Source organism: Maritimibacter fusiformis (assembly GCF_008086115.1).
Classification (GTDB): Bacteria; Pseudomonadota; Alphaproteobacteria; order Rhodobacterales; family Rhodobacteraceae; genus Muriiphilus; species Muriiphilus fusiformis.
Window position 1 is genome coordinate 175,156 of the sequence record NZ_VSIY01000006.1, and the last position, 20,116, is coordinate 195,271.

Below are 20,116 nucleotides of genomic sequence, written 5' to 3' on the forward strand. Positions count from 1 at the left end.
ATAATCAACCGCAAAGAACATCAGCGGAGGCGGCCATGTCCCTGTCTTTCGGAACCAGCGGCCTGCGCGGGCTCGTGACCGAGCTGGATGCGGCGACGGTCGCGGCTTACACCCGGGCCTTTCTGGCCGCCTGTCCGCCGGAAGGGCCGCTCTTCGTCGGGCGCGATCTGCGCCCGTCCTCGCCGGACATCGCCGCCGCCGTGATCGCCGCCGCCCAGGGTGCGGGTGTCGATACGGTGGATTGCGGCGCGCTTGCGACCCCGGCGCTGGCGCTTGCGGCGATGGCGGCGGGATCGTCCGCGGTGATGGTCACCGGCAGCCACATTCCCGCAGACCGCAACGGGTTGAAGTTCTACCGCGCGACCGGCGAGATCACCAAGCAAGACGAGGCCGCGATCACGGCAGCCTACCGCGCCGGGGCGGCGCCAGAGGGCCGGGCCGGGACAGGAACGACCAGCGCCAGCGCGCGGTCGGGCTATGTCGCCCGCTACGCGGCTGCCTTCGGGCCGGATGCGCTGGCCGGGCTGCGGATCGGGGTCTACCAGCATTCCTCGGCGGCGCGCGACGTGCTGGTGGAGGTGCTGGCCGCACTTGGCGCCGCGCCGGTGCCGCTGGCGCGCTCCGACACCTTCATCCCGGTCGATACCGAGGCGGTCGACCCGGAAACCCGCACGATGCTGGCCGAATGGTGCACGGGGCAGGGGCTTGATGCAGTGGCCTCGACCGATGGCGATGGCGACCGGCCGATGCTGACGGACGGGACCGGCGCGGTCATTCCCGGCGACGTGCTGGGCGTGCTGACCGCGCAGGCGCTGGGGGCGCAAAGGGTGGTGACTCCGGTGTCGTCCAACTCGATGGTGACGGGGCTGTTCGACACCACGCTGACGCGCATCGGCTCGCCCTATGTGGTGGCGGCGATGGAGACGGTGCTGGACAGTGACCCGGCGGCGAAGGTGGTCGGGTTCGAAGCCAACGGCGGCTTTCTGCTCGGGTTCGCGGCCAGTGCGGCGGCGGGGACGCTCCCGCCCCTGATGACCCGCGATGCACTCCTGCCCATCCTTGCGCCACTCGCCGCCGCGCGCGCCGCCGGAGGCACCCTTGCCGGGTTGATTGCCGACCTGCCGCCGCGCTTCACCGCCGCCAACCGGGTGCAACGGATCGACCCCGCCAGGGCGCGCAGTCTGCTCGCGGACCTGTCAGGCGATGCCGCCGCGCGCGCCGCCTTCTTCGAGCCGACCGGAGAGATTGCCGGCATCGACCAGACCGACGGGTTGCGCGTGACCTTCGACAGTGGCGAGGTCGTCCACCTGCGCCCCTCCGGCAACGCGCCCGAGTTCCGCGTCTATGCCGAGGCAGACAGCCGGGCGGGCGCCGAGGCGCTGGTGGCGGGCTATTTCGACAGGCTTGCGGCGGTCCTTGCCGCACCCCGCCAACACCCGGAATGATCGCTGCATCTCCCACCCGGCCTTGAAGGAGTCTCGATGACCATGACCCCGTTTCCGATTTCCGAACGCAACCCCGTCGCCCATGATGCGCCCTTGCCCGACAGCGCCGATTGCGTGGTGATCGGCGGCGGGGTGATCGGCATTTCCACCGCGCTGTTCCTCGCCCGTGCCGGGCGCAGGGTGGTAGTCGTGGAAAAGGGCCGGGTGGCCGGCGAACAATCCAGCCGCAACTGGGGCTGGATCAGGGTTCAGGGCCGCGATTTCGCCGAGATCCCTATTGCGCAGGAGGCGCAGGCGATCTGGCCGACCCTCGCCGCCGAGGTCGATACCGATATTTCGCTGACACAGGGGGGCGTTGCCTACCTGGCCAGGGACGCGCGCGAGCTGGCCGAATTCGAGGACTGGCTGAAGGGGGCGGCGCCATTTGGCGTGTCGTCACAGATTCTCGATGCCGACGGGGTCGCACGGCTGCTGCCCGAGGCCGCGATGCGCTGGCCCGGCGCGCTCTGGACCCCGACCGACATGCGCGCCGAACCGTTCGTCACGGTGCCCGCCATCGCCCGGCTGGCTGTCTGCGCCGGGGTCGCGATCATCGAAGCCTGCGCCGCGCGCGCGATCGAGCACGAGGCCGGGCGCGTGACCGGGGTGGTGACCGAGCGCGGCCGCATCGCGACCCCCGAGGTCGTGGTGGCCGGCGGGGCATGGTCGTCGCTCTTGCTGCGCCATGCCGGCGTGTCCATCCCGCAGTTGTCGGTGCGCGGCACCGCGATGCGCACCCGGCCGATGCACGAGGTTTTCGCTGGTGGCGCGCTGGATCATCGGCTGGCGTTTCGCAGGCGCGCCGATGGCGGCTATACCCTGGCCGCCGAGGCCCACCACGAGTTCGATATCGGCCCCGATGCCTTTCGCGCCTTCACCCGCTATCTGCCGCAAATCATCTCGAATCCGTTCGCCACAGCCTTTCGCCCGGCGGCGCCGCGGCACTATCCCGATGCCTGGACGACGCCGCGCCGCTGGTCGCCCGACGCGATTTCGCCGTTCGAGCGGATGCGGGTGCTGAACCCCGCGCCGAACATGCGCATCGTCGCCCGCACCGCGCGCGGCTTCTCCGAGACCTTCCCGGGGCTTGGCGAGACCGTGATCGAAAGCGCCTGGGCCGGGATGATCGACACGCTGCCGGACCTTGTGCCGGTGGTGGATCGCGCCGCGCAACGGCCGGGCCTGACCATCGCGACCGGCATGTGCGGTCACGGCTTCGGCATCGGCCCGGCCTTCGGGCGCATCACCGCCGACCTCGTGATGGGCCGCGATCCGGGGCATGACCTGGCCCGGTTCCGGCTGTCGCGTTTCACCGACGGGTCGAGGCTTGAACGCGGCCCGAGCCTGTGAGCCCCCAGCCGCGACGACCCGCCTCGTTGTAATAACCCTATCACATGCCCACCTGTAATGTGAAAGGGGGGCGTGACCATGACCGACACGACCAACCGCACGGACGTTTATGACAAGAAGATCTTTACCCCGTCGCTGCTGTTCAGCGACCTGGGCTACCTGATCTCGCACGGTCGCGCGATCGGGCGGGCGATGAAGAACCCCGAGGTCGGCCGCGATTTCATCGGCAAGATCATGATGGTGGTGACCGCGATCAACGGTTGCACCTATTGCACCTGGTTTCACGCCAAGCAGGCGGTTGAGGGCGGCATGAGCCAGGAGGAAATGCAAAGCATGTTCGATCTGCAATTCGAAGCCTCGGCCACCGAGCACGAACTGCCGGGACTGCTTTACGCCCAGCACTACGCCGAAACCAACCGCCAGCCGGACCCCGACATGACCGCGCGGCTCAACGACTTCTATGGCGAGACCACCGCGCGCGACGTGATGCTGATGATCCGGGTGATCTTTTTCGGCAACCTGCTGGGCAACACCTTCGACGCCTTTCCGGCGCGGCTCAAGGGCCAGAAAGCACCAGGCAGCAACGCGCTGTTCGAGCTTCTGTTCTGGATCGCGACCGCCTGGCTGATGTTGCCGACGAAATGGCTGATGCGCGAGAAGAAGGGCGACGATCCCGATCAGCCCGCGCCCGCCACCGGACCCGTCAGTAGCGCCCGAATCGCATCACGCCGACCCAGCGCCCATCCACCTGGTCGAGGCTGACAGAGCGCGGATCGGGCAGGGATGCCGGGCGATGCCCGCCGAAATGGCTGGCCAGCAGGTACTCCTGCACCTCGTCGAAGGCCGCGGTTGCCCGGCGCACCCGCAGCTTGCTGCCGTCCGGTTCCAGCACCACCCGATCCATCAACCGGTCGACGACATGATCCCGGCGCGCGGTCAGCGACACCACGTTTTCGTTCTCGCGCTGATCGCTCCAGGGACCGAGCCGCGCGATATGCGACGGCAGCCCGCCATCCTCGACCCAACTGTCGACGACCAAAAGCAGCCCGTCGCCCTTGCGCACCAGGATCGGTGCGAAATGGTCAGTCAACTGCCCGATATCGTTGATCGGTGACAGCGCCTCGGCAAAGGGAATGCCCATCGGCGGGCGGCGATGGGCATAGCGGCTGGGCCGGATCAGTTCGAACTTCGTCAGCAAGCCCTCGGCGATCAGGATATCGGCCAGGAAACCCTGCGAAATCGTTGCCTCGTCGGTGCAGACCGTGGTGGCGGTGAACCGCTTGTGAAGTTTGCCGAAAAAATCGCCCTTATCCTTGCCGACCACGTCGAACAGCAGTTCGAAATAGAAGGTCGCCAGCCGGGTCGCGCGCAGTTCGAAGGCTTCGCGCGCGGTCAGATCGGGATCGCGCGGCCAGTCGCGCTGGCGCTCGAACGCGGCCGGCGAGAACAGCGCGGCGATGCGTTGGAAATCGACCTCGAACAGAGGCTGCATGAACATGTCGGGCCGCTTGTTGGCCCATTTGAAGGTGACGCAGGCGTGAATGCCGCGTGCGGCCCGCAGCCGGTCATGCGCCGCCTCGGCCATCGCCTCGACATCGTTGAAACCGTAGCCTTCGTTGAACGCCAGCCCGGCATCGTCCAGCAACACGGCCAGCCGCCGGTAAACCTGCGCCGCCTGGATCGAACTGGCCGCGCCCTGTTGCAGGGGGAAGCTGCCCCGCTCGGACAGGGAGGGTGACAGCGTGGCGGCGTGATCGGCCAGCGCCTGCAGGCTGCGGCGGGTGACGACCTCGGGCCGGGCCTCGGCCCCGCGCCAGCCGGGATATCCGCGCCGGGTGAGGTGCAACAGCTCGCACGGCTCGAAGGTTTCGGCCAGGGTTTCGACGCTGAGCGGCCCGGCAACGGCCCGCGTCACGCCGATCAGCACCGCCGCGACCACCACGAGCGTGCGAAGAATACCCCTGTGCCGTGTCTGTGCCTGCCTCAAACCGCGCGCCCCGTCGAACCCGTGCTTACCCTATGGCGGGGCGGGGTGCGCGCGCAAGATGTAGCTGCTCACTTGGGCGTGTCCACAACAGGTTCACGCTTCAGCCGCCGGTATGGCTCATGTGGCGGCTGACCTGGCCCTCGGGGCGCTGGCGCGAATAGTCGAAATCGTGCCCCTTGGGTTTGCGCGAGATGGCTTCGCGGATCGCCGCGATCAGCGGGCCGTCATCGTCTGGCGCGGCGCGCAGGGGCGCGCGCAGGTCGGCGCGGTCCTCCTGCCCGAGACACATGAACAATTCGCCGGTGCAGGTCATCCGCACCCGGTTGCAGCTTTCGCAGAAATTATGCGTGAGCGGCGTGATGAAGCCGATCTTCTGCCCGCTCTCCTCAAGCCGCACATAGCGCGCCGGGCCGCCGGTGCGCTCGGCCAGCGGCGTCAGGGTGAAGCGCTCCGCCAGACGGTCGCGCAGGTCGGTGAGAGGCCAGTATTGGTCGATCCGGTCCTCGTGGCCCTCGTCGCCCATCGGCATGACCTCGATGAAGGTCAGGTCCATGTCGCGCGATGCGCACCAGTCGACCAGGTCGAACAACTCGTCCTCGTTGAAGCCCTTGAGCGCCACCGCGTTGATCTTGACCCGCAGCCCCGCCGCCTGCGCCGCGTCGATGCCGGACAGAACCTGATCGAGCCGCCCACGGCGGGTGATCTCGGCGAACTTGTCGGGATCGAGCGAGTCGAGCGAGACATTGACCCGCCGCACGCCCGCGTCAAACAGCGGCTGCGCGAAGCGCGCAAGCTGCGAGCCGTTGGTGGTCAGTGTCAATTCGTCCAGCGCGCCGCTTTCAAGGTGGCGCGACATGGCGTTGAAATACTTGAGAATATCCTTGCGCACCAAGGGCTCTCCGCCAGTGATGCGCAGCTTGCGCACGCCGAGCCCGATGAAGGCGGTGGACAGCCGGTCGAGCTCTTCCAGCGACAGAAGGTGCTTTTTCGGCAGGAAGGTCATGTCCTCTGCCATGCAATAGGTGCAGCGAAAATCGCAGCGATCCGTGACCGACAGCCTGAGATAGGTGATCGGGCGCTGGAACGGGTCGATGAGTGATGCCTGAGTCATATGGTCAAGCTATGCCGGGCGCGCGCCGGGGACAAGCCTTGGCCGTTGTCTGCACGCCGAATTGACCGTAACCTCGGGCCATGAAACGCAGTCTCGCCCTTGTCCTGCTCCTCTCTGCATGCAGCCTGACCGGCACCGCGCCGGATCTTGCGCCGCCCGAGGGCATGACCCGCCCGATGCCGCGCCCCGATGCGGGCGGGGCCGTGGTGCCGCGCGGGGCCGCGACGGCGGACGCCTTCGATACCACCACACCCGAGGAGCGCGCCGCCGCCGTGGCCGCGCCCGAACCGGCGGGAGAGGCGCGGCTGGGGCGCACGGTGGCCGCCCTGGGCAGCCCCGCCAACCCCGGGTTCTGGCTGGAAACGCCCCTGGTGACGCAGGCCGGGCCGGGTCGCGTGGTCGCCATAGCCAACGGCAAGAGCGTGCAGCTTGAACTGCGCCCGATCGACGGGCCGGCGGGGGCGGGCAGCCGGATTTCGCTTGCCGCTCTCAGGCTGCTCGAGGTCGGGCTGACCGGCCTACACGAGCTTGAGGTGTTCGCGAAATGACCGACCGCCGCATGATCCGGCACTGGGGCACCTGGGACGAGATTCGCGCCAATTTTCGCTGGAACATCCCGGCCCGGTTCAACATCGCCGAGGCCTGTTGCGATTCCTGGGCGCGCGATGACCCCGACCGCCTTGCGTTGACCCATGTCGCCGCCGATGGGGCTGCAACGACCTGGAGCTATGGCCAGCTCAAACGCGCCTCCGACCGGCTGGCGGCCAGTTTCGCCGCGCGCGGCGTCGGGCCGGGCGACCGGGTCGGGGTGCTGCTGGAACAGGGCCCCGAGGTGCTGATCACCCATTTCGCGGCGCAAAAGCGCGGCGCCATCGTGCTGCCGCTGTTTTCGCTGTTCGGACCCGACGCACTGTCCTTCCGGCTGGCCGACAGCGGTGCGAAACTGGTGGTGACCGACGCGGGCGGGCTGGCCAAGATCGACGCCATCCGCGCCGACCTGCCGGACCTCGCCGAGGTCTACGCGACCGATCCCGCATCGGCCCCTGTGCGCAACCTCTGGGACGAGATCGAAGCCGCCCGGCCGATCCCGCCGGTCGAGACCGGCCCCGACGATCCGGCGCTTCTGGTCTATACCTCCGGCACCACCGGCCCGCCCAAGGGCGCGCTGCATGCCCACCGGGTGCTGCTGGGCCATCTGCCCGGCATCGAGTGCCAGTTGGAGCGGTTTCCGCAGCCCGGCGATGTCGGCTGGACCCCCGCCGACTGGGCCTGGATCGGCGGGTTGATGGACTTGGCCATGCCGTGCCTCTACCACGGCGTGCCGCTGATCAGTCACCGGATGCGCAAGTTCGACCCCGACCGCGCCTTTGACCTGATCGCCCGGCACAAGGTGCGCACCCTGTTCCTTCCGCCGACCGCGCTCAAACTCATGCGCCGGGCCAGCGTGCCGGAGGCGGTCGATATCCGCGCGATCAATTCCGGCGGCGAAAGCCTGGGGCCGGACCTGCTGGATTGGGGGCGCGAGGTGCTGGGCGCGCCGATCAACGAGATCTACGGCCAGACCGAATGCAACCTGGTCGTCAACACCATGGCCAGCGCGATGGAGGTTCGCCCGGGCATGATCGGCCAGCCGGTGCCGGGCCACGAGGTGGCGATCATCGACGCGGATGGGCATGAGGTGCCCCGGGGCGAGACCGGCGAGATCGCGGTGAAGCGCCCCGATCCGGTCATGTTCCTGGGCTATTGGAACCAGCCCGAGAAGACCGCCGAGAAATTCATCGGCGACTGGCTCAAGACCGGCGACCTCGGCATGATGGACGCCGACGGCTATGTCGGCTTTGTCAGCCGCGACGACGACGTGATCACCTCGGCGGGCTACCGGATCGGGCCGTCCGAGATCGAGCATTGCCTGAACGGCCACCCCGACGTGGTGATGGCGGCGGTGGTCGGCGTGCCGGACGCGCTGCGCACCGAGGTGGTGAAGGCCTTTGTCATCGCGCGCGACGGCACCGCAAGCGATACCCTGCGCGACGCCCTGATCCAGCGGGTGCGCGACAAGGTCAGTCCTCACGTGGCGCCACGTGCGCTGGATTTCGTCGACAGCCTGCCCCTGACCGCCACCGGCAAGATCATGCGCAGGTCGCTGCGCGAGGGCTGAGCGCACCCGCCGGGGTCGAATTCACGATGGATTTCCGCCCCTGACCGGCTTATCCCTGTGGCGCGAAAACAGGCAGGACAGGCAGATGGCAGTCGGAATTTTCGATTCGGGTCTTGGCGGGCTGACGGTGCTCGACGCGGTATCGCAGCGTCTGCCCGAAGTGCCGTTCGTCTATTTCGGTGACAACGCCCATGCGCCCTATGGGGTGCGCGACGCCGACGACATTTTCGCCCTGACCAAACACGCGGTCGAGCGGCTCTGGGACGAGGGCTGCGACCTGGTGATCCTGGCCTGCAACACCGCCTCGGCGGCCGCACTCAGGCGGATGCAGGAGGGCGGATTGCCCGAGGGCAAGCGCGTGCTGGGCGTTTTCGTGCCGCTGATCGAGGCGCTGACCGAACGGCAATGGGGCGACAACTCGCCGCCGCGCGAAGTGGCGGTCAAGCACGTGGCGCTGTTCGCCACCCCCGCCACCGTGGCCAGCCGCGCCTTTCAGCGCGAGCTTGCGTTTCGCGCCATCGGCGTCGATGTCGAGGCGCAGGCCTGCGGCGGCGTGGTCGACGCGATCGAGGAGGGCGACCTGATCTTGGCCGAAGCGCTGGTGCGCAGCCATGTCGATGCGCTCAAGCGCAAGATGCCGGGGCCCGATGCGGCGGTGCTCGGCTGCACCCATTACCCGCTGATGCAACAGGTATTTCAGGACGCCCTGGGCGAAGGCGTGGCGGTCTTCAGCCAGGCCGGGCTGGTCGCGGCCAGCCTTGCCGATTACCTCACCCGCCACCCGGGCATGACCGGGCCGGGCACGCGGTCAAGATTTCTGACCACCGGGGATGCGCGCAAGGTGTCCGACCAGGCCACCCGCTTCCTGCGGCGAAAGATCACTTTCGAGCCGGCGTGATTGCGCCGGACCGGATTTGCCCCTATCTCATCTGCGAACGCACGAAGGGCCGCCATGACCCACAAGATCGCCATCCTGGGCGCGTCCGGCTACACCGGCGCCGAGCTTGTCCGCTTCATCGCCACGCATCCGACGATGGAGATCGTCGCCCTGTCGGCTGACCGCAAGGCCGGGCAGCGAATGGCCGATGTCTATCCGCACCTGGCCCACCTCGACTTGCCGGTGCTGACCACCATCGAGGACATCGACTTCTCGGGCGTCGACCTGGCCTTCGCCGCCTTGCCACATGGCCTCAGTCAGGCGCTGGTGCGCGATCTGCCGGACAGCGTGAAGGTCGTTGACCTCGGCGCCGATTTCCGTCTGCGCGACCCGGCGGAATACGAAAAATGGTATGGCGCGCCGCATGTGGCGGTCGAGCTTCAGAAACAGGCGGTCTATGGCCTGACCGAGTTCTACCGCGACGACATCCGGGGTGCGCGGCTTGTGGCCGGCACCGGCTGCAACGCGGCGACCGTGCAATACGCGCTGCGTCCGCTGATCGAGAACGGGCTGATCAACCTCGACCGGATCATCTGCGACCTCAAGAACGGGGTGTCCGGTGCCGGGCGCAGCCTCAAGGAAAACATGCTGTTCGCCGAGCGGGCGATGGATGTCCTGGGCTATGCCCAGGGCGGCAAGCACCGGCACCTGGGCGAGTTCGACCAGGAGTTCTCCGCCATTGCCGGGCGCGATGTGCGCATCACCTTCACGCCGCACCTGGTGCCGATCAATCGCGGCATCCTCGCCGATTGCTATGTCGAGGGCGACGCGCAGGTCATCCACCGGGTGCTGGCCGCGCGCTATGCCGATGAGCCGTTCATCCACGTTCTGCCGTTCGGGCAGGCACCGGGGACGGGGCAGGTCACGGGTTCGAACCTGTGCCATATCGGCGTGATCGGGGACCGGACGCCGGGCCGCGCGCTGGTCGTGGCCGCGCTTGACAATCTCGCCAAGGGCTCATCGGGGCAGGCGGTGCAGAACGCCAACCTGATGCTGGGCGAAGACGAAACCACCGGGCTGATGCTGGCCCCGGTCTTTCCTTAGGAGGCTGACATGGCCGGAATGAAGGGTCTGAAAAAGCGCCGCCGGGTGCAGGTCATCGTGATCGCAATTCTGGCGCTGATCTTGTCGACGGGGCTGATCGGCTATGCCTTTCAGGATGGCATCAACTATTTCCGCTCGCCGGTGCAGGTGATGGAAGAGCCGCCCGCGCCGAACGAGGTGTTCCGCCTTGGCGGGCTGGTCGAAGAGGGCACGCTGGTGCGCGGCGACGGCGAGACCATCCGCTTTTCCGTCACCGACGGCGGCGCCTCGGTGCCGGTGGTCTTTACCGGCATCCTGCCCGACCTCTTCGAGGAAAACCAGGGCATGATCGGCACCGGCAAACTGGTGAACGGGGTTTTTGAGGCCTCGGAAATCCTTGCCAAACACGACGAGGAATACGTGCCGCGCGAGGTTGTGGACGCGTTGAAGGAACAGGGCGTCTACCAGGACCCGGAAAGCTGATATCCGGTCAGACCGCGCCCTGAGCGCCTGCCGGACTATCCGATCAGTTCGCCGTGTCGTCCTCGGCTCCGGCGCCGTGTCGGCGGGCCACCAGCCGCTCGATGGCGTCGGCAAGGTGCGGGGGGGCGATGGCGTGGGCATTGCGTGCCACCCGGATGAGATGCGCCTCGCGCAGCACATCGGCATGGCTGAACCCGGCGGGCGGCTCGAACCTGTAGCAGGCCAGTTCGATCAACAGCCCCAGCGGGTCGCGGAAATAGATCGAGTCCATGAAGCCGCGATCCCTCACCCCGGAATGCGTGATCCCGCGCGCAGCAAGCCGCTCGACCGCCTGGGCAAAGGTGGCGGCGGAGACGTTGAACGCAAGGTGGTGCAGATTGCCCGCCCCGCGCGGCGTGGGCGACGGATCGGGCTTGCGCGCCTCGTGGGTGAACACCGTGATCAGCCGCCCGTCGCCGGGGTCGAAATAGAGGTGATTCTCGCCCGGCGTGTCGAGGTTGGGTTGTTCGAACACGAACGGCATCCCCAGCGTGCCCTGCCAGAAGTCGATCGAGGTCTGCCGGTCGGCCCCGGTCAGCGTGATGTGGTGCACGCCCTGAACTTGCAGCTTCTGCATGGCTCGCTCCCATCTTCGTGACAGGGTTCGACCCTATCATCCCGGCGACGCGGCTGGCAGCCCCGGCTATACGGCGGCCCGGGCCGCGCGCTTGCGTTCATGCGGGTCGAGGTGGCGTTTGCGCAGGCGGATCGCGTTCGGTGTCACTTCGACCAGTTCGTCGTCGTTGATATAGGCGATGGCCTGTTCCAGCGAAAAGATCGTGGCCGGTGTCAGCCGCACCGCCTCGTCGGTGCCCGAGGCGCGCACGTTGGTCAGCTTCTTGCCCTTGAGCGGGTTGACCTCGAGATCGTTTTCCCGCGCATGTTCGCCGATGATCATGCCCTGGTAGACCTTTTCCTGCGGCCCGATGAACATCTTGCCGCGCTCTTCGAGGTTCCACAGCGCATAGGCCACCGCTTCGCCCGCCTCCATCGAGATCAGCACGCCCGCGCGCCGGCCCTCGATGGCGCCCTTGTGCGGCGCCCAGTCGTGAAACACCCGGTTCAGAACGCCGGTGCCGCGGGTGTCGGTCAGGAACTCGCCGTGATAGCCGATCAGCCCGCGCGACGGCACATGCGCGATGATCCGGGTCTTGCCGGTGCCCGCGGGCTTCATCTCGACCAGCTCGCCCTTGCGCGCGCCGGTGATCTTTTCGATCACCGCGCCGGAATACTCGTCGTCGACGTCGATGGTGACTTCCTCGATCGGCTCCAGCGTCACGCCGTCCTGTTCGCGCAACAGAACCTGCGGGCGCGAGATCGACAGTTCGAACCCTTCGCGGCGCATGTTCTCGATCAGCACACCCATCTGCAATTCGCCGCGGCCCGCAACCTCGAAGGCGTCGCCGCCCGGCGTGTCGGTGACCTTGATGGCGACGTTGCTTTCGGCCTCTTTCATCAGGCGCTCACGGATCACGCGGCTTTGCACCTTCTTGCCGTCGCGGCCTGCGAGCGGGCTGTCGTTGATCCCGAAGGTGACCGAGATGGTCGGCGGGTCGATCGGCTGGGCGGGCAGGGGGGTGTCGACCGCGAGTGCGGCGATCGTGTCCGACACGGTGGCCTTGGACATGCCGGCAAGCGTGACGATGTCGCCCGCAATCGCCTCGGGAATCTCCTGCTGGCCGAGGCCGCGGAAGGCGAGGATCTTGGACACCCGGAATTGTTCGATCTTCTGGCCGATGCGGCTGATCGCCTGCACCGTCGCGCCGGTCTTGAGACGGCCCGATTCCACGCGGCCGGTCAGGATGCGGCCGATGAACGGATCGGCGCCCAGCGTGGTGGCGAGCATGCGAAAATCCTCGCCCTGGCGCTTGATCTGGCGCGGCGCGGGCACATGGTTCACCACCAGCTTGAACAGCGCATCCAGGCCCTTGCGCGGCCCATCCAGCGTGGCATCGGCCCAGCCGGAGCGGCCCGAAGCGTAGAGATGCGGAAAATCAAGCTGGTCGTCGTCGGCGCCGAGGTTGGCGAACAGGTCGAACACCTCGTTCAGCGCCCGGTCTGGCTCGGCGTCGGGCTTGTCGACCTTGTTGAGCACCACGATCGGGCGCAGCCCCAGCGCCAGCGCCTTGGCGGTGACGAACTTGGTCTGCGGCATCGGCCCTTCGGCGGCGTCGACCAGCAGCACCACGCCATCGACCATCGACAGGATGCGCTCGACCTCGCCGCCGAAATCGGCGTGGCCCGGCGTGTCGACGATGTTGATGCGCGTGCCCTTCCACTCGACCGACGTGGCCTTGGCCAGGATGGTGATGCCGCGCTCGCGCTCGATGTCGTTACTGTCCATCGCGCGTTCGGCCACCGCCTGGTTCTCGCGGAACGCCCCCGATTGCTTGAGCAATTCGTCCACCAGAGTGGTCTTGCCGTGGTCAACGTGGGCGATGATCGCAATATTGCGAAGGTCCATGAACGCGTCCTTTGTCTGCATCGCGCGGCATTACAGCGCGGTTGCAGCAATTGCCAGTGCGAAAACGAAAAAGGCTCTATTTCGCGATGTAGCGGTCGCGGCGGTGGTTGAGCGCGATCACGATATTGAGAAGTGCTGCCCCCGCGAAGGACCATACCACAACCGTGAGCGGGAACAAAAACAGCGCCAGCACCAGCACGCCCAGGTCGAACACCAACTGCACCAGCCCGGCCCGTATCCCGGCCCGGTCCTGCAGGTAAAGCGCCATGATCCCGACCCCGCCCAGCGAGGCGCCGTGGCGAAACAGGATCACCAGCCCGGCGCTGGCCAGGATGCCGGCGGCAAGGGCCGCGACCGCGGGGTGCGTGACCTCGAGCGTGGTGAAGCGGCTGAGAAGGTCGGTGATGACCGACAAAAGCGCCACGGCAAGGAAGGTCTTGAGCGTGAAGCGCCAGCCCATCCGCGCCAGCGCGAAGGCATAGAACGGCAGGTTCAGCACGAAAAACACCATCCCGAACGACCAGCCACCCATGTAGGCGACGATCAGCGACAGCCCTGCGATCTGGCCGGTGATCAGCCCGGCGGCCTGAAGAAACTGCACCGAAACCGCAACCAGCACGGTGCCGGACAGAAAGCCGATCAGGTCTTCGACCGGCGAATGCCGGTCAGGAGGGGACGAGAGCAGGAGCATGGGTCAGGCCGGTCCGGTGTTCGAGAACAGGTGAATGACGAGGATGCCGCCGAGGATCATCGCCATGCCGAGGATCGCGGGCAGGTCGAGCCGCTGGCCGAACACGATGAACCCGATTACCGCGATCATCGCGATGCCCAGCCCGGACCAGATCGCATAGGCGATGCCCACCGGCATGAACTTCAAGGCCCAGGCCAGCAGCGCGAAACTGACCGCATAGGCGACGACGACGATCAGCGACGGCACCAGCCGGCTGAATTGCTGGCTGGCTTGCAGCGCGGTTGTGCCGATGGTCTCGGCGACGACGGCGATGAACAGGATCAGGTAGGGCATGGTCAATCCGGGGCTTTGCAGGTGGTTTCAACCCAGTCGAGGTAATCGGCGCTGCCCCCGACGATGGCAAGTGCGGTGATCTGCGGCACCTCGTCCGGGTGATGGGCGCGGATGTCGGCCTCGAGCGCGGTCAGGCAGGCGCGGGTGGTCTTGGCGGTCAGTAGCCATTCCTCGGCGCGTTCGGTGCGGCCCTGCCAGGTATAGACCGAGGCGATGCGCGCGATCTGCCCGCAGGCGATCAGACCGGCACCGACCAGCCGATCGGCGGCGGCAAGTGCCAGGTCTTCGCTGGGAAAGGTGATCTGCGCCTCGACGGCGTTATGGCTCTGCATCATGGTCTCTGTGGTCCGCTGTCGGGGCCGACGCTACGCCCGCACGCAGCACCGCGCCAGTGCGCGCGGCGAAAAAAGCGAAAGGCGGCACCGGGATGCCGCCTTTGCAGGTGGTTTCGTCAGGCGGCCCGGATCAGGCAAGCGCCTTTTGCAGGTTCTCGTCGACCGCGTCGAGGAAGCCCTCGGTGGTCAGCCACTTCTGGTCGGGGCCGACCAGCAGCGCCAGGTCCTTGGTCATCTGGCCGCCTTCGACGGTGTCGACCACCACCTTTTCGAGCGTTTCCGCGAACTGCATCAGGGCGCTGTTGTCGTCGAGCTTGGCGCGGTGCTTGAGCCCGCCGGTCCAGGCGTAGATCGACGCAATCGAGTTGGTCGAGGTCGCCTCGCCCTTCTGGTGCTGGCGATAGTGGCGGGTGACGGTGCCATGCGCCGCCTCGGCCTCGACGATCTTGCCGTCCGGCGTCATCAGTTGCGAGGTCATCAGCCCGAGCGAGCCATAGCCCTGCGCCACGGTGTCGGACTGCACGTCGCCGTCGTAGTTCTTGCAGGCCCAGACATAGCCGCCCGACCATTTCAGCGCCGCCGCGACCATGTCGTCGATCAGGCGGTGTTCGTAGTGGATGCCCTTTGCCTTGAACTTGTCGGCGAACTCGGCCTCGTAGACTTCCTGGAAGATATCCTTGAAGCGGCCGTCATAGGCCTTGAGGATGGTGTTCTTGGTCGACAGATACACCGGCCAGCCAAGGTTGAGGCCATAGTTGAGCGAGGCGCGGGCGAAGTCGTAGATCGAGGCGTCGAGGTTGTACATGCCCATCGCGATCCCGGCGCCGGGGGCGTCGAACACCTCGTGCTCGATCACGGCGCCGTCCTCGCCGACGAATTTCATCGTCAGCTTGCCCTTGCCCGGAAAGCGGAAATCGGTGGCGCGATACTGGTCGCCAAAGGCGTGGCGGCCGACGACGATCGGCTTGGTCCAGCCCGGCACAAGGCGCGGCACGTTCGAGCAGATGATCGGGGCGCGGAACACCACGCCGCCCAGGATGTTACGGATCGTGCCATTGGGCGAGCGCCACATCTTTTTCAGGCCGAATTCCTCGACGCGCGCCTCATCGGGCGTGATGGTGGCGCATTTCACGCCGACGCCGACTTCCTTGATCTTCTCGGCGGCGTCGATGGTGATCTGGTCGTCGGTCTCGTCGCGTTTCTGGATCGAAAGGTCGTAGTAGAGCAGGTCGACATCGAGATAGGGCTCGATCAGCTTTTTCTTGATGATGTCCCAGATGATCCGGGTCATCTCGTCGCCGTCGATCTCGACGATGGGGTTGTCCACCTTGATCTTCGTCATGGGGCGCTCCTTGACTGTTTGTGAATCGGTTGGCGCCTTCTAGCGCAGATCGGAGCGCGTGGGAAGATGGTATGCGGTTGTATACTGAAAGGCGCACCGAAGCGGCCAGGATCATTCCGAATGATCTTGGCAAGAGCCTTCGGAAAGCTCTTGCCCGCAGCCTCAGCAGACCACACGCACCATTTCGGTGTTGCAGATGATCACCATCTGCCCGGCGTTTTCGACCGCGTGAAAGCCGCGCCGCCGCAACTCAACTCCGAACGCCGCCCAGCCGACGATGCGCTCGATATCGCGCCGGCCGCGACGCGGTCGTGGTCAACAAACCCCTAGTAATACGGCTTGTAGGTGAACATGCGGTCGCTGTCGCCGGCCCCGTCCAGCCGGAACGTCAGCCCCGCCGAAATGACCGAACCGCGATAGACCGGAGGCTTGCCGAAGTCGTTCCACATCAGAGCATAATCGCCATAGAACGAGATCTGATCGGTGACGGCCACGCTCGCCCCCACCCCGGCGAGACGGTAATAGCCAAAGCCCGCACCGTAGTCGATGTTGCGCAGATAGCCGCGCAGGCGAAATCGGTCGCTGACGGCATAAGACCCCGAGGCTTCGAGCAGCCAGGCCGGTTCCACGGACGAGAAATAATGCCCGCCGCGCGCCTCGAGGCGCCAGGGGCCACTGACATAGGTCGCCTCGGCCCCGAGGAACCAGTCGCCGCCGTTGAAGGTGTCATAGGCCACAAGCGCGCCCAGCCGGGTGGTGCCGGACACGTCGTAGAAATTGTGAACCGCCACGCCGCCGATGGTCTGGAAGGTCAGGAACGGGTCGGAACTGGCTACCTCGGTCATGCCGTTGACACCGACCTGCACGCCGAACCCGCTGGAAAAGCGGAACGCGGCATCGGCGCCGGCGTTCACCTGCGACAGGGTGAACCCTGCGCCATCGTCGTAGTGCAGAAATTCGAACCGCGCGGTCGCGCCTTCGAAGGTCTGGGCCTGCGCGGTCCCGACCGTAAACATGACTGCCGCGGCTGCTAGAATGGATTTGATCATGGAAACTCCCCCTCAGGGGGGGGAAAGTTACAAATCAGAGTCGGGATTGGAAGCTTTTTTGCCCAACCGCCTCAGGTTTTTCCCCCGGCGTGATACCTGAGCACATAGACCCGGATCGCCGAGGCCAGCCCCGCCGAGACCCCGCGCGCCGCGTCGATCTCGGCGGCCAGTTCGTTGATGCCCTTGCCTTCGGCGGCGGCGATGTCGCGGAAGGCCTGCCAGAACTCGGGCTCCAGCGACACCGAGGTGCGGTGGCCCTTGAGCGTCAGCGAATGCTTGGCCGGACGCGCGCTCATTCGCGCTTTTTCCCGTCGAGATCGCGCGCGGCCTTGTAGGCCCGCGCCTTGTCCGCCGCCTTCTCGGCCCCGGTGCGCCCGTATTTCACCGCGTTCGCGTCCGCAGCCGCGCGCTTTTCGTCGCGCGCGCGCGTCTTGCGGGCCTTGGACAGGGACGCGACCTTGGCCATCAGCCCTTGGGACCGATCATGTCTTCGGGCCGCACCACGCGGTCGAAGGTCTCGGCATCGACAAAGCCCAGCGCGATCGCCTCTTCCTTCAGGGTGGTGCCGTTCTTGTGGGCGGTCTTGGCGACCTTGGTGGCGTTGTCATAGCCGATGGTGGGCGCCAGCGCCGTGACCAGCATCAGGCTTTCGCGCATCAGCTTGCCGATCCGCTGCTCATCGGCCTTGATGCCGTTCAGCATGCGTTCGGTGAAACTGTCGGCGGCGTCGCCCAGAAGCTGGATCGACTGAAGCAGGTTGTAGGCCATCATCGGATTGTAGACGTTCAGCTCGAAATGCCCCTGGCTGCCTGCGAACTTGATCGCGGCGTCGTTGCCCATGACGTGGGCAGCAACCTGCGTCAGCGCCTCGGCCTGGGTCGGGTTGACCTTGCCGGGCATGATCGACGACCCCGGCTCGTTCTCCGGCAGGATCAGTTCGCCCAGCCCCGAACGCGGGCCGGAACCAAGGAAACGGATGTCGTTGGCGATCTTGTAGCATGACCCGGCGACGGTGGCCAAAGCGCCCGACATGAACACCATCGCGTCATGTGCAGCGAGGGCTTCGAACTTGTTGGGCGCGGTCACGAAGGGCAGTCCGGTGATGCGCGCCATGTTGGCGGCGACCTCTTCGCCCCAGCCGGGCCGGGTGTTCAGCCCGGTGCCGACGGCGGTGCCGCCCTGGGCAAGCTCGTAGATGCCGGGCAGGGTGAGCTTTACCCGCGCGATGCCCTGGCGGATCTGGTGGGCATAGCCGGAAAACTCCTGCCCCAGCGTCAGGGGGGTCGCGTCCTGGGTGTGGGTGCGCCCGATCTTGATGATGTCCTTGAACTCGCCTGCCTTGGCCTCGAGCCCGGCGGCGAGTTTTTCCAGCCCCGGCAACAGCACGTCGCGCACCGATGTGGCCGTGGCGATGTGCATCGCGGTCGGGAAGGTGTCGTTGGAGCTTTGCCCCATGTTGCAATGGTCGTTCGGATGGACCGGGTCTTTCGATCCGATCTCGCCGCCCAGGATCTCGATGGCGCGGTTGGCGATCACCTCGTTGGCGTTCATGTTCGACTGCGTGCCCGACCCGGTCTGCCAGACGACCAGCGGGAAGTTGTCGTCGAACTTGCCTTCGATCACCTCGCCCGCCGCCGCGATGATCGCGTCGGCCAGCCGCGCGTCGAGCCCGCCGGCGGCCTTGTTGGCTTCGGCGCAGGCCTGCTTGATCACGCCCAGAGCGCGCACGATGGCGACCGGCTGGCGCTCCCAACCGATCGGGAAATTCATCAGCGACCGCTGGGTCTGCGCGCCCCAATACTTGTCGGCGGGAACCTCGAGCGGGCCGAAGCTGTCGGTCTCGGTGCGGGTCTTGGTCATCGGGCAGCCCTCTTGATGCGATTGGTCGCGGCTTACATACCAAGCCGCGCCGAAAGTGCAATTTCAATATGGTATACGATGGGATGCAAGGGGTCGCAGGGGCGCCCGTTTGCGAAAGCTGCCTACTTGCGGAAACTGTCGAGGCTGACCACCTCGGCGGCGCGCGATGCCTCCTCGGCGCGGTCGGGCGCATCCTCGCCGTCCTTTCGCGGCTCGCGCAGGGGGCGGGGTTCCTCCGGCGCTTTCTCGATGTTCTCGGCTTCCTGCGATTCAAAGCGCAGCCCGAACTCGACCGAGGGGTCGACGAAGGTGCGGATCGCGTCGTAGGGCACATACATGCGCTCGGGCTGGTCGTTGAAATTCAGCGTCACCGCAAAACCGTCGTCATCGACCTCGAGATCGTCGAACCAGTGCTGCATCACGATGGTCATGTCGGCGGGAAACCGGTCCGACAGCCAGTCCGCGATCTCGACATCCGGGTGCCCGGTGTCGAAGCTGATGAAGAAGTGATGCTCACCGGGCAGCCCGGTCTTGGCCACGCGCGCCAGCACGTCGCGGATCAACCCGCGCATGGCGTCGTGCATCATGTTGCCATAGTCGATCTCGTCGTCCGACATCTTGATCCTCTGGGCCGGTTCGCCCCCACAATAGGGGATTCGGGATCGAAGAAAAGCCGCGAATCCCGATTGCGTCGCCACGGGCCGCGATGCCGGCGGCGGGGAACTCTGACGTGTTGGCAAAAGGGAAAGTGCAGGCTTCTGTTGCCAGGTGCCTGCGAACCCCGCCTTACGCGGCTAGGCGCAAGGACTTAAGTTTCGGCAACTCGGACTGCTTAAGCAGCCAGAGCCATAGCCGGAGCACGATTGTTGTTGGCAATTATGCTTTACGGACCGATAACGGTGGTACCTCACCGGGACAAAGCAATCTCCTTTAGACGTTCGTCGATCCTGTTTCGGCCCCATGTCCCCCCAACAAAGGGATTTTGGTGGAGCCGCCGGGTACCGCCCCCGGGTCCGATCCGCTTATTACGAGCGCGTTTATGTCCATAGTCCCGAAGGACAAGACGAATATAGGCGCAGGGCGCGGCAATCTCAAGGGATTGCGTGACGCTTGCCTTAAATGTGGGCCGGGCAGCGATCTGGCGGCATGGCTGGCCCTTGCCGGTGCGTTTTCAGGCAATGTTTTACATGAAACTCGTATTGCAAGATATTGGGATTGCAGCTTTTTAGATCATCGCGGGCGCCGCAGGCGCGTAGTCGAACCTGCCGCAATGCGGCAGCTTTCCCATCGAGGCGCAAACCGATGATTGCGCCCGTCCGGCGGACGGCCCGAACGGCGGCCTGGTGCGCCTGATCGTCGTCGAGGGGCTGGATAGCCATGTCGGAGACAGCAACAACGGCGCCACCACCAGCACCCCGGGGCAGCTTTTCGGTGAACTTCATGTTCGCCTGGAATCTGCAATTGCGCCGG

Annotated in this window: 22 protein-coding genes and 1 other RNA gene; 8 read left to right on the forward strand and 15 right to left on the reverse strand. The window is 66.3% G+C overall.

Annotated features, from left to right (window positions below; genetic code table 11):
* The first annotated feature begins 35 nt into the window (after positions 1–35).
* The 3 genes from FVF75_RS09820 to FVF75_RS09830 all read left to right on the forward strand — a co-directional run bounded on the left by FVF75_RS09820 (position 36) and on the right by FVF75_RS09830 (position 3,596).
* The gene (locus FVF75_RS09820) at positions 36–1,445 is read left to right on the forward strand and encodes a phosphohexomutase domain-containing protein (RefSeq protein ID WP_148377792.1); all 1,410 of its coding nucleotides are present in this window, start codon (positions 36–38) and stop codon (positions 1,443–1,445) included.
* Positions 1,446–1,487: 42 nt separating this feature from the next.
* Positions 1,488–2,834: an NAD(P)/FAD-dependent oxidoreductase gene (locus FVF75_RS09825; RefSeq protein WP_148377931.1), complete on the forward strand. Its 1,347-nt coding sequence runs from the start codon at positions 1,488–1,490 to the stop codon at positions 2,832–2,834.
* A 78-nt stretch (positions 2,835–2,912) separates the two neighbouring features.
* Positions 2,913–3,596 carry a carboxymuconolactone decarboxylase family protein gene (locus FVF75_RS09830; protein WP_148377793.1) on the forward strand — a complete coding sequence of 228 codons (684 nt, stop codon included), beginning with the start codon at positions 2,913–2,915 and terminating at the stop codon, positions 3,594–3,596.
* On the opposite strand, the gene FVF75_RS09835 is transcribed toward FVF75_RS09830, so the two are convergent.
* On the reverse strand, positions 3,538–4,821 hold the full coding sequence (locus tag FVF75_RS09835; protein ID WP_148377794.1) for a hypothetical protein: 1,284 nt from the start codon (positions 4,819–4,821) through the stop codon (positions 3,538–3,540). The two genes, FVF75_RS09830 and FVF75_RS09835, sit on opposite strands and share 59 nt — an antisense overlap.
* Before the next feature lie 100 nt (positions 4,822–4,921).
* On the reverse strand, positions 4,922–5,932 hold the full coding sequence (gene moaA / locus FVF75_RS09840; RefSeq protein ID WP_148377795.1) for a GTP 3',8-cyclase MoaA: 1,011 nt from the start codon (positions 5,930–5,932) through the stop codon (positions 4,922–4,924).
* A gap of 80 nt (positions 5,933–6,012) precedes the next feature.
* Here moaA and FVF75_RS09845 point away from each other — a divergent pair, with 80 nt between their 5' ends.
* The 5 genes from FVF75_RS09845 to ccmE all read left to right on the forward strand — a co-directional run bounded on the left by FVF75_RS09845 (position 6,013) and on the right by ccmE (position 10,533).
* On the forward strand, positions 6,013–6,480 hold the full coding sequence (locus FVF75_RS09845; protein WP_148377796.1) for a D-galactarate dehydratase: 468 nt from the start codon (positions 6,013–6,015) through the stop codon (positions 6,478–6,480).
* Between the two features lie 11 nt (positions 6,481–6,491).
* On the forward strand, positions 6,492–8,090 hold the full coding sequence (locus FVF75_RS09850; protein ID WP_148377932.1) for an AMP-binding protein: 1,599 nt from the start codon (positions 6,492–6,494) through the stop codon (positions 8,088–8,090).
* Positions 8,091–8,175: 85 nt separating this feature from the next.
* Complete coding sequence (locus FVF75_RS09855; RefSeq protein ID WP_148377797.1) at positions 8,176–8,988, forward strand: glutamate racemase; 813 nt, start codon at positions 8,176–8,178, stop codon at positions 8,986–8,988.
* Positions 8,989–9,042: 54 nt separating this feature from the next.
* Complete coding sequence (gene argC, locus FVF75_RS09860; protein ID WP_148377798.1) at positions 9,043–10,071, forward strand: N-acetyl-gamma-glutamyl-phosphate reductase; 1,029 nt, start codon at positions 9,043–9,045, stop codon at positions 10,069–10,071.
* Positions 10,072–10,089: 18 nt separating this feature from the next.
* Entirely contained in the window at positions 10,090–10,533 is a 444-nt protein-coding gene (gene ccmE, locus FVF75_RS09865) for a cytochrome c maturation protein CcmE (RefSeq protein ID WP_148377933.1), read from the forward strand.
* A gap of 43 nt (positions 10,534–10,576) precedes the next feature.
* Here ccmE and FVF75_RS09870 read toward each other — a convergent pair whose 3' ends face one another.
* The 13 genes from FVF75_RS09870 to FVF75_RS09930 all read right to left on the reverse strand — a co-directional run bounded on the left by FVF75_RS09870 (position 10,577) and on the right by FVF75_RS09930 (position 20,088).
* Positions 10,577–11,149, reverse strand: coding sequence for a VOC family protein (locus FVF75_RS09870; RefSeq protein WP_148377799.1), 573 nt, complete (start codon positions 11,147–11,149; stop codon positions 10,577–10,579).
* A 66-nt stretch (positions 11,150–11,215) separates the two neighbouring features.
* A complete protein-coding gene (gene typA, locus FVF75_RS09875) occupies positions 11,216–13,036 on the reverse strand; it encodes a translational GTPase TypA (protein WP_148377800.1) in 1,821 nt (606 codons plus the stop codon).
* Positions 13,037–13,112: 76 nt separating this feature from the next.
* Positions 13,113–13,727, reverse strand: a complete 615-nt coding sequence (locus FVF75_RS09880; protein WP_148377801.1) for a YitT family protein — start codon at positions 13,725–13,727, stop codon at positions 13,113–13,115.
* Between the two features lie 3 nt (positions 13,728–13,730).
* Positions 13,731–14,060 (reverse strand): DMT family transporter, encoded by a 330-nt coding sequence (locus tag FVF75_RS09885; RefSeq protein ID WP_148377802.1) that lies wholly within the window; start codon positions 14,058–14,060, stop codon positions 13,731–13,733.
* 2 nt (positions 14,061–14,062) lie between these two features.
* The gene (gene cutA / locus FVF75_RS09890; RefSeq protein WP_222861217.1) at positions 14,063–14,392 is read right to left on the reverse strand and encodes a divalent-cation tolerance protein CutA; all 330 of its coding nucleotides are present in this window, start codon (positions 14,390–14,392) and stop codon (positions 14,063–14,065) included.
* A 133-nt stretch (positions 14,393–14,525) separates the two neighbouring features.
* Positions 14,526–15,737, reverse strand: coding sequence for an NADP-dependent isocitrate dehydrogenase (locus FVF75_RS09895; RefSeq protein WP_148377804.1), 1,212 nt, complete (start codon positions 15,735–15,737; stop codon positions 14,526–14,528).
* 326 nt (positions 15,738–16,063) lie between these two features.
* Positions 16,064–16,753, reverse strand: coding sequence for a hypothetical protein (locus FVF75_RS09900; protein ID WP_148377805.1), 690 nt, complete (start codon positions 16,751–16,753; stop codon positions 16,064–16,066).
* A gap of 104 nt (positions 16,754–16,857) precedes the next feature.
* On the reverse strand, positions 16,858–17,082 hold the full coding sequence (locus FVF75_RS09905) for a ribbon-helix-helix domain-containing protein (RefSeq protein ID WP_148377806.1): 225 nt from the start codon (positions 17,080–17,082) through the stop codon (positions 16,858–16,860).
* On the reverse strand, positions 17,079–17,252 hold the full coding sequence (locus tag FVF75_RS09910; RefSeq protein WP_148377807.1) for a DUF4169 family protein: 174 nt from the start codon (positions 17,250–17,252) through the stop codon (positions 17,079–17,081). The genes FVF75_RS09905 and FVF75_RS09910 overlap by 4 nt, the downstream gene beginning before the upstream one ends.
* Entirely contained in the window at positions 17,252–18,646 is a 1,395-nt protein-coding gene (gene fumC / locus FVF75_RS09915) for a class II fumarate hydratase (protein ID WP_148377808.1), read from the reverse strand. Before fumC ends, FVF75_RS09910 begins: the two co-directional genes overlap by 1 nt.
* A gap of 122 nt (positions 18,647–18,768) precedes the next feature.
* A complete protein-coding gene (locus FVF75_RS09920; protein WP_148377809.1) occupies positions 18,769–19,263 on the reverse strand; it encodes an SspB family protein in 495 nt (164 codons plus the stop codon).
* Between the two features lie 130 nt (positions 19,264–19,393).
* Positions 19,394–19,745: a transfer-messenger RNA gene (gene ssrA / locus FVF75_RS09925) on the reverse strand.
* A gap of 16 nt (positions 19,746–19,761) precedes the next feature.
* Positions 19,762–20,088, reverse strand: a complete 327-nt coding sequence (locus FVF75_RS09930) for a hypothetical protein (protein ID WP_148377810.1) — start codon at positions 20,086–20,088, stop codon at positions 19,762–19,764.
* Positions 20,089–20,116: the final 28 nt, after the last annotated feature.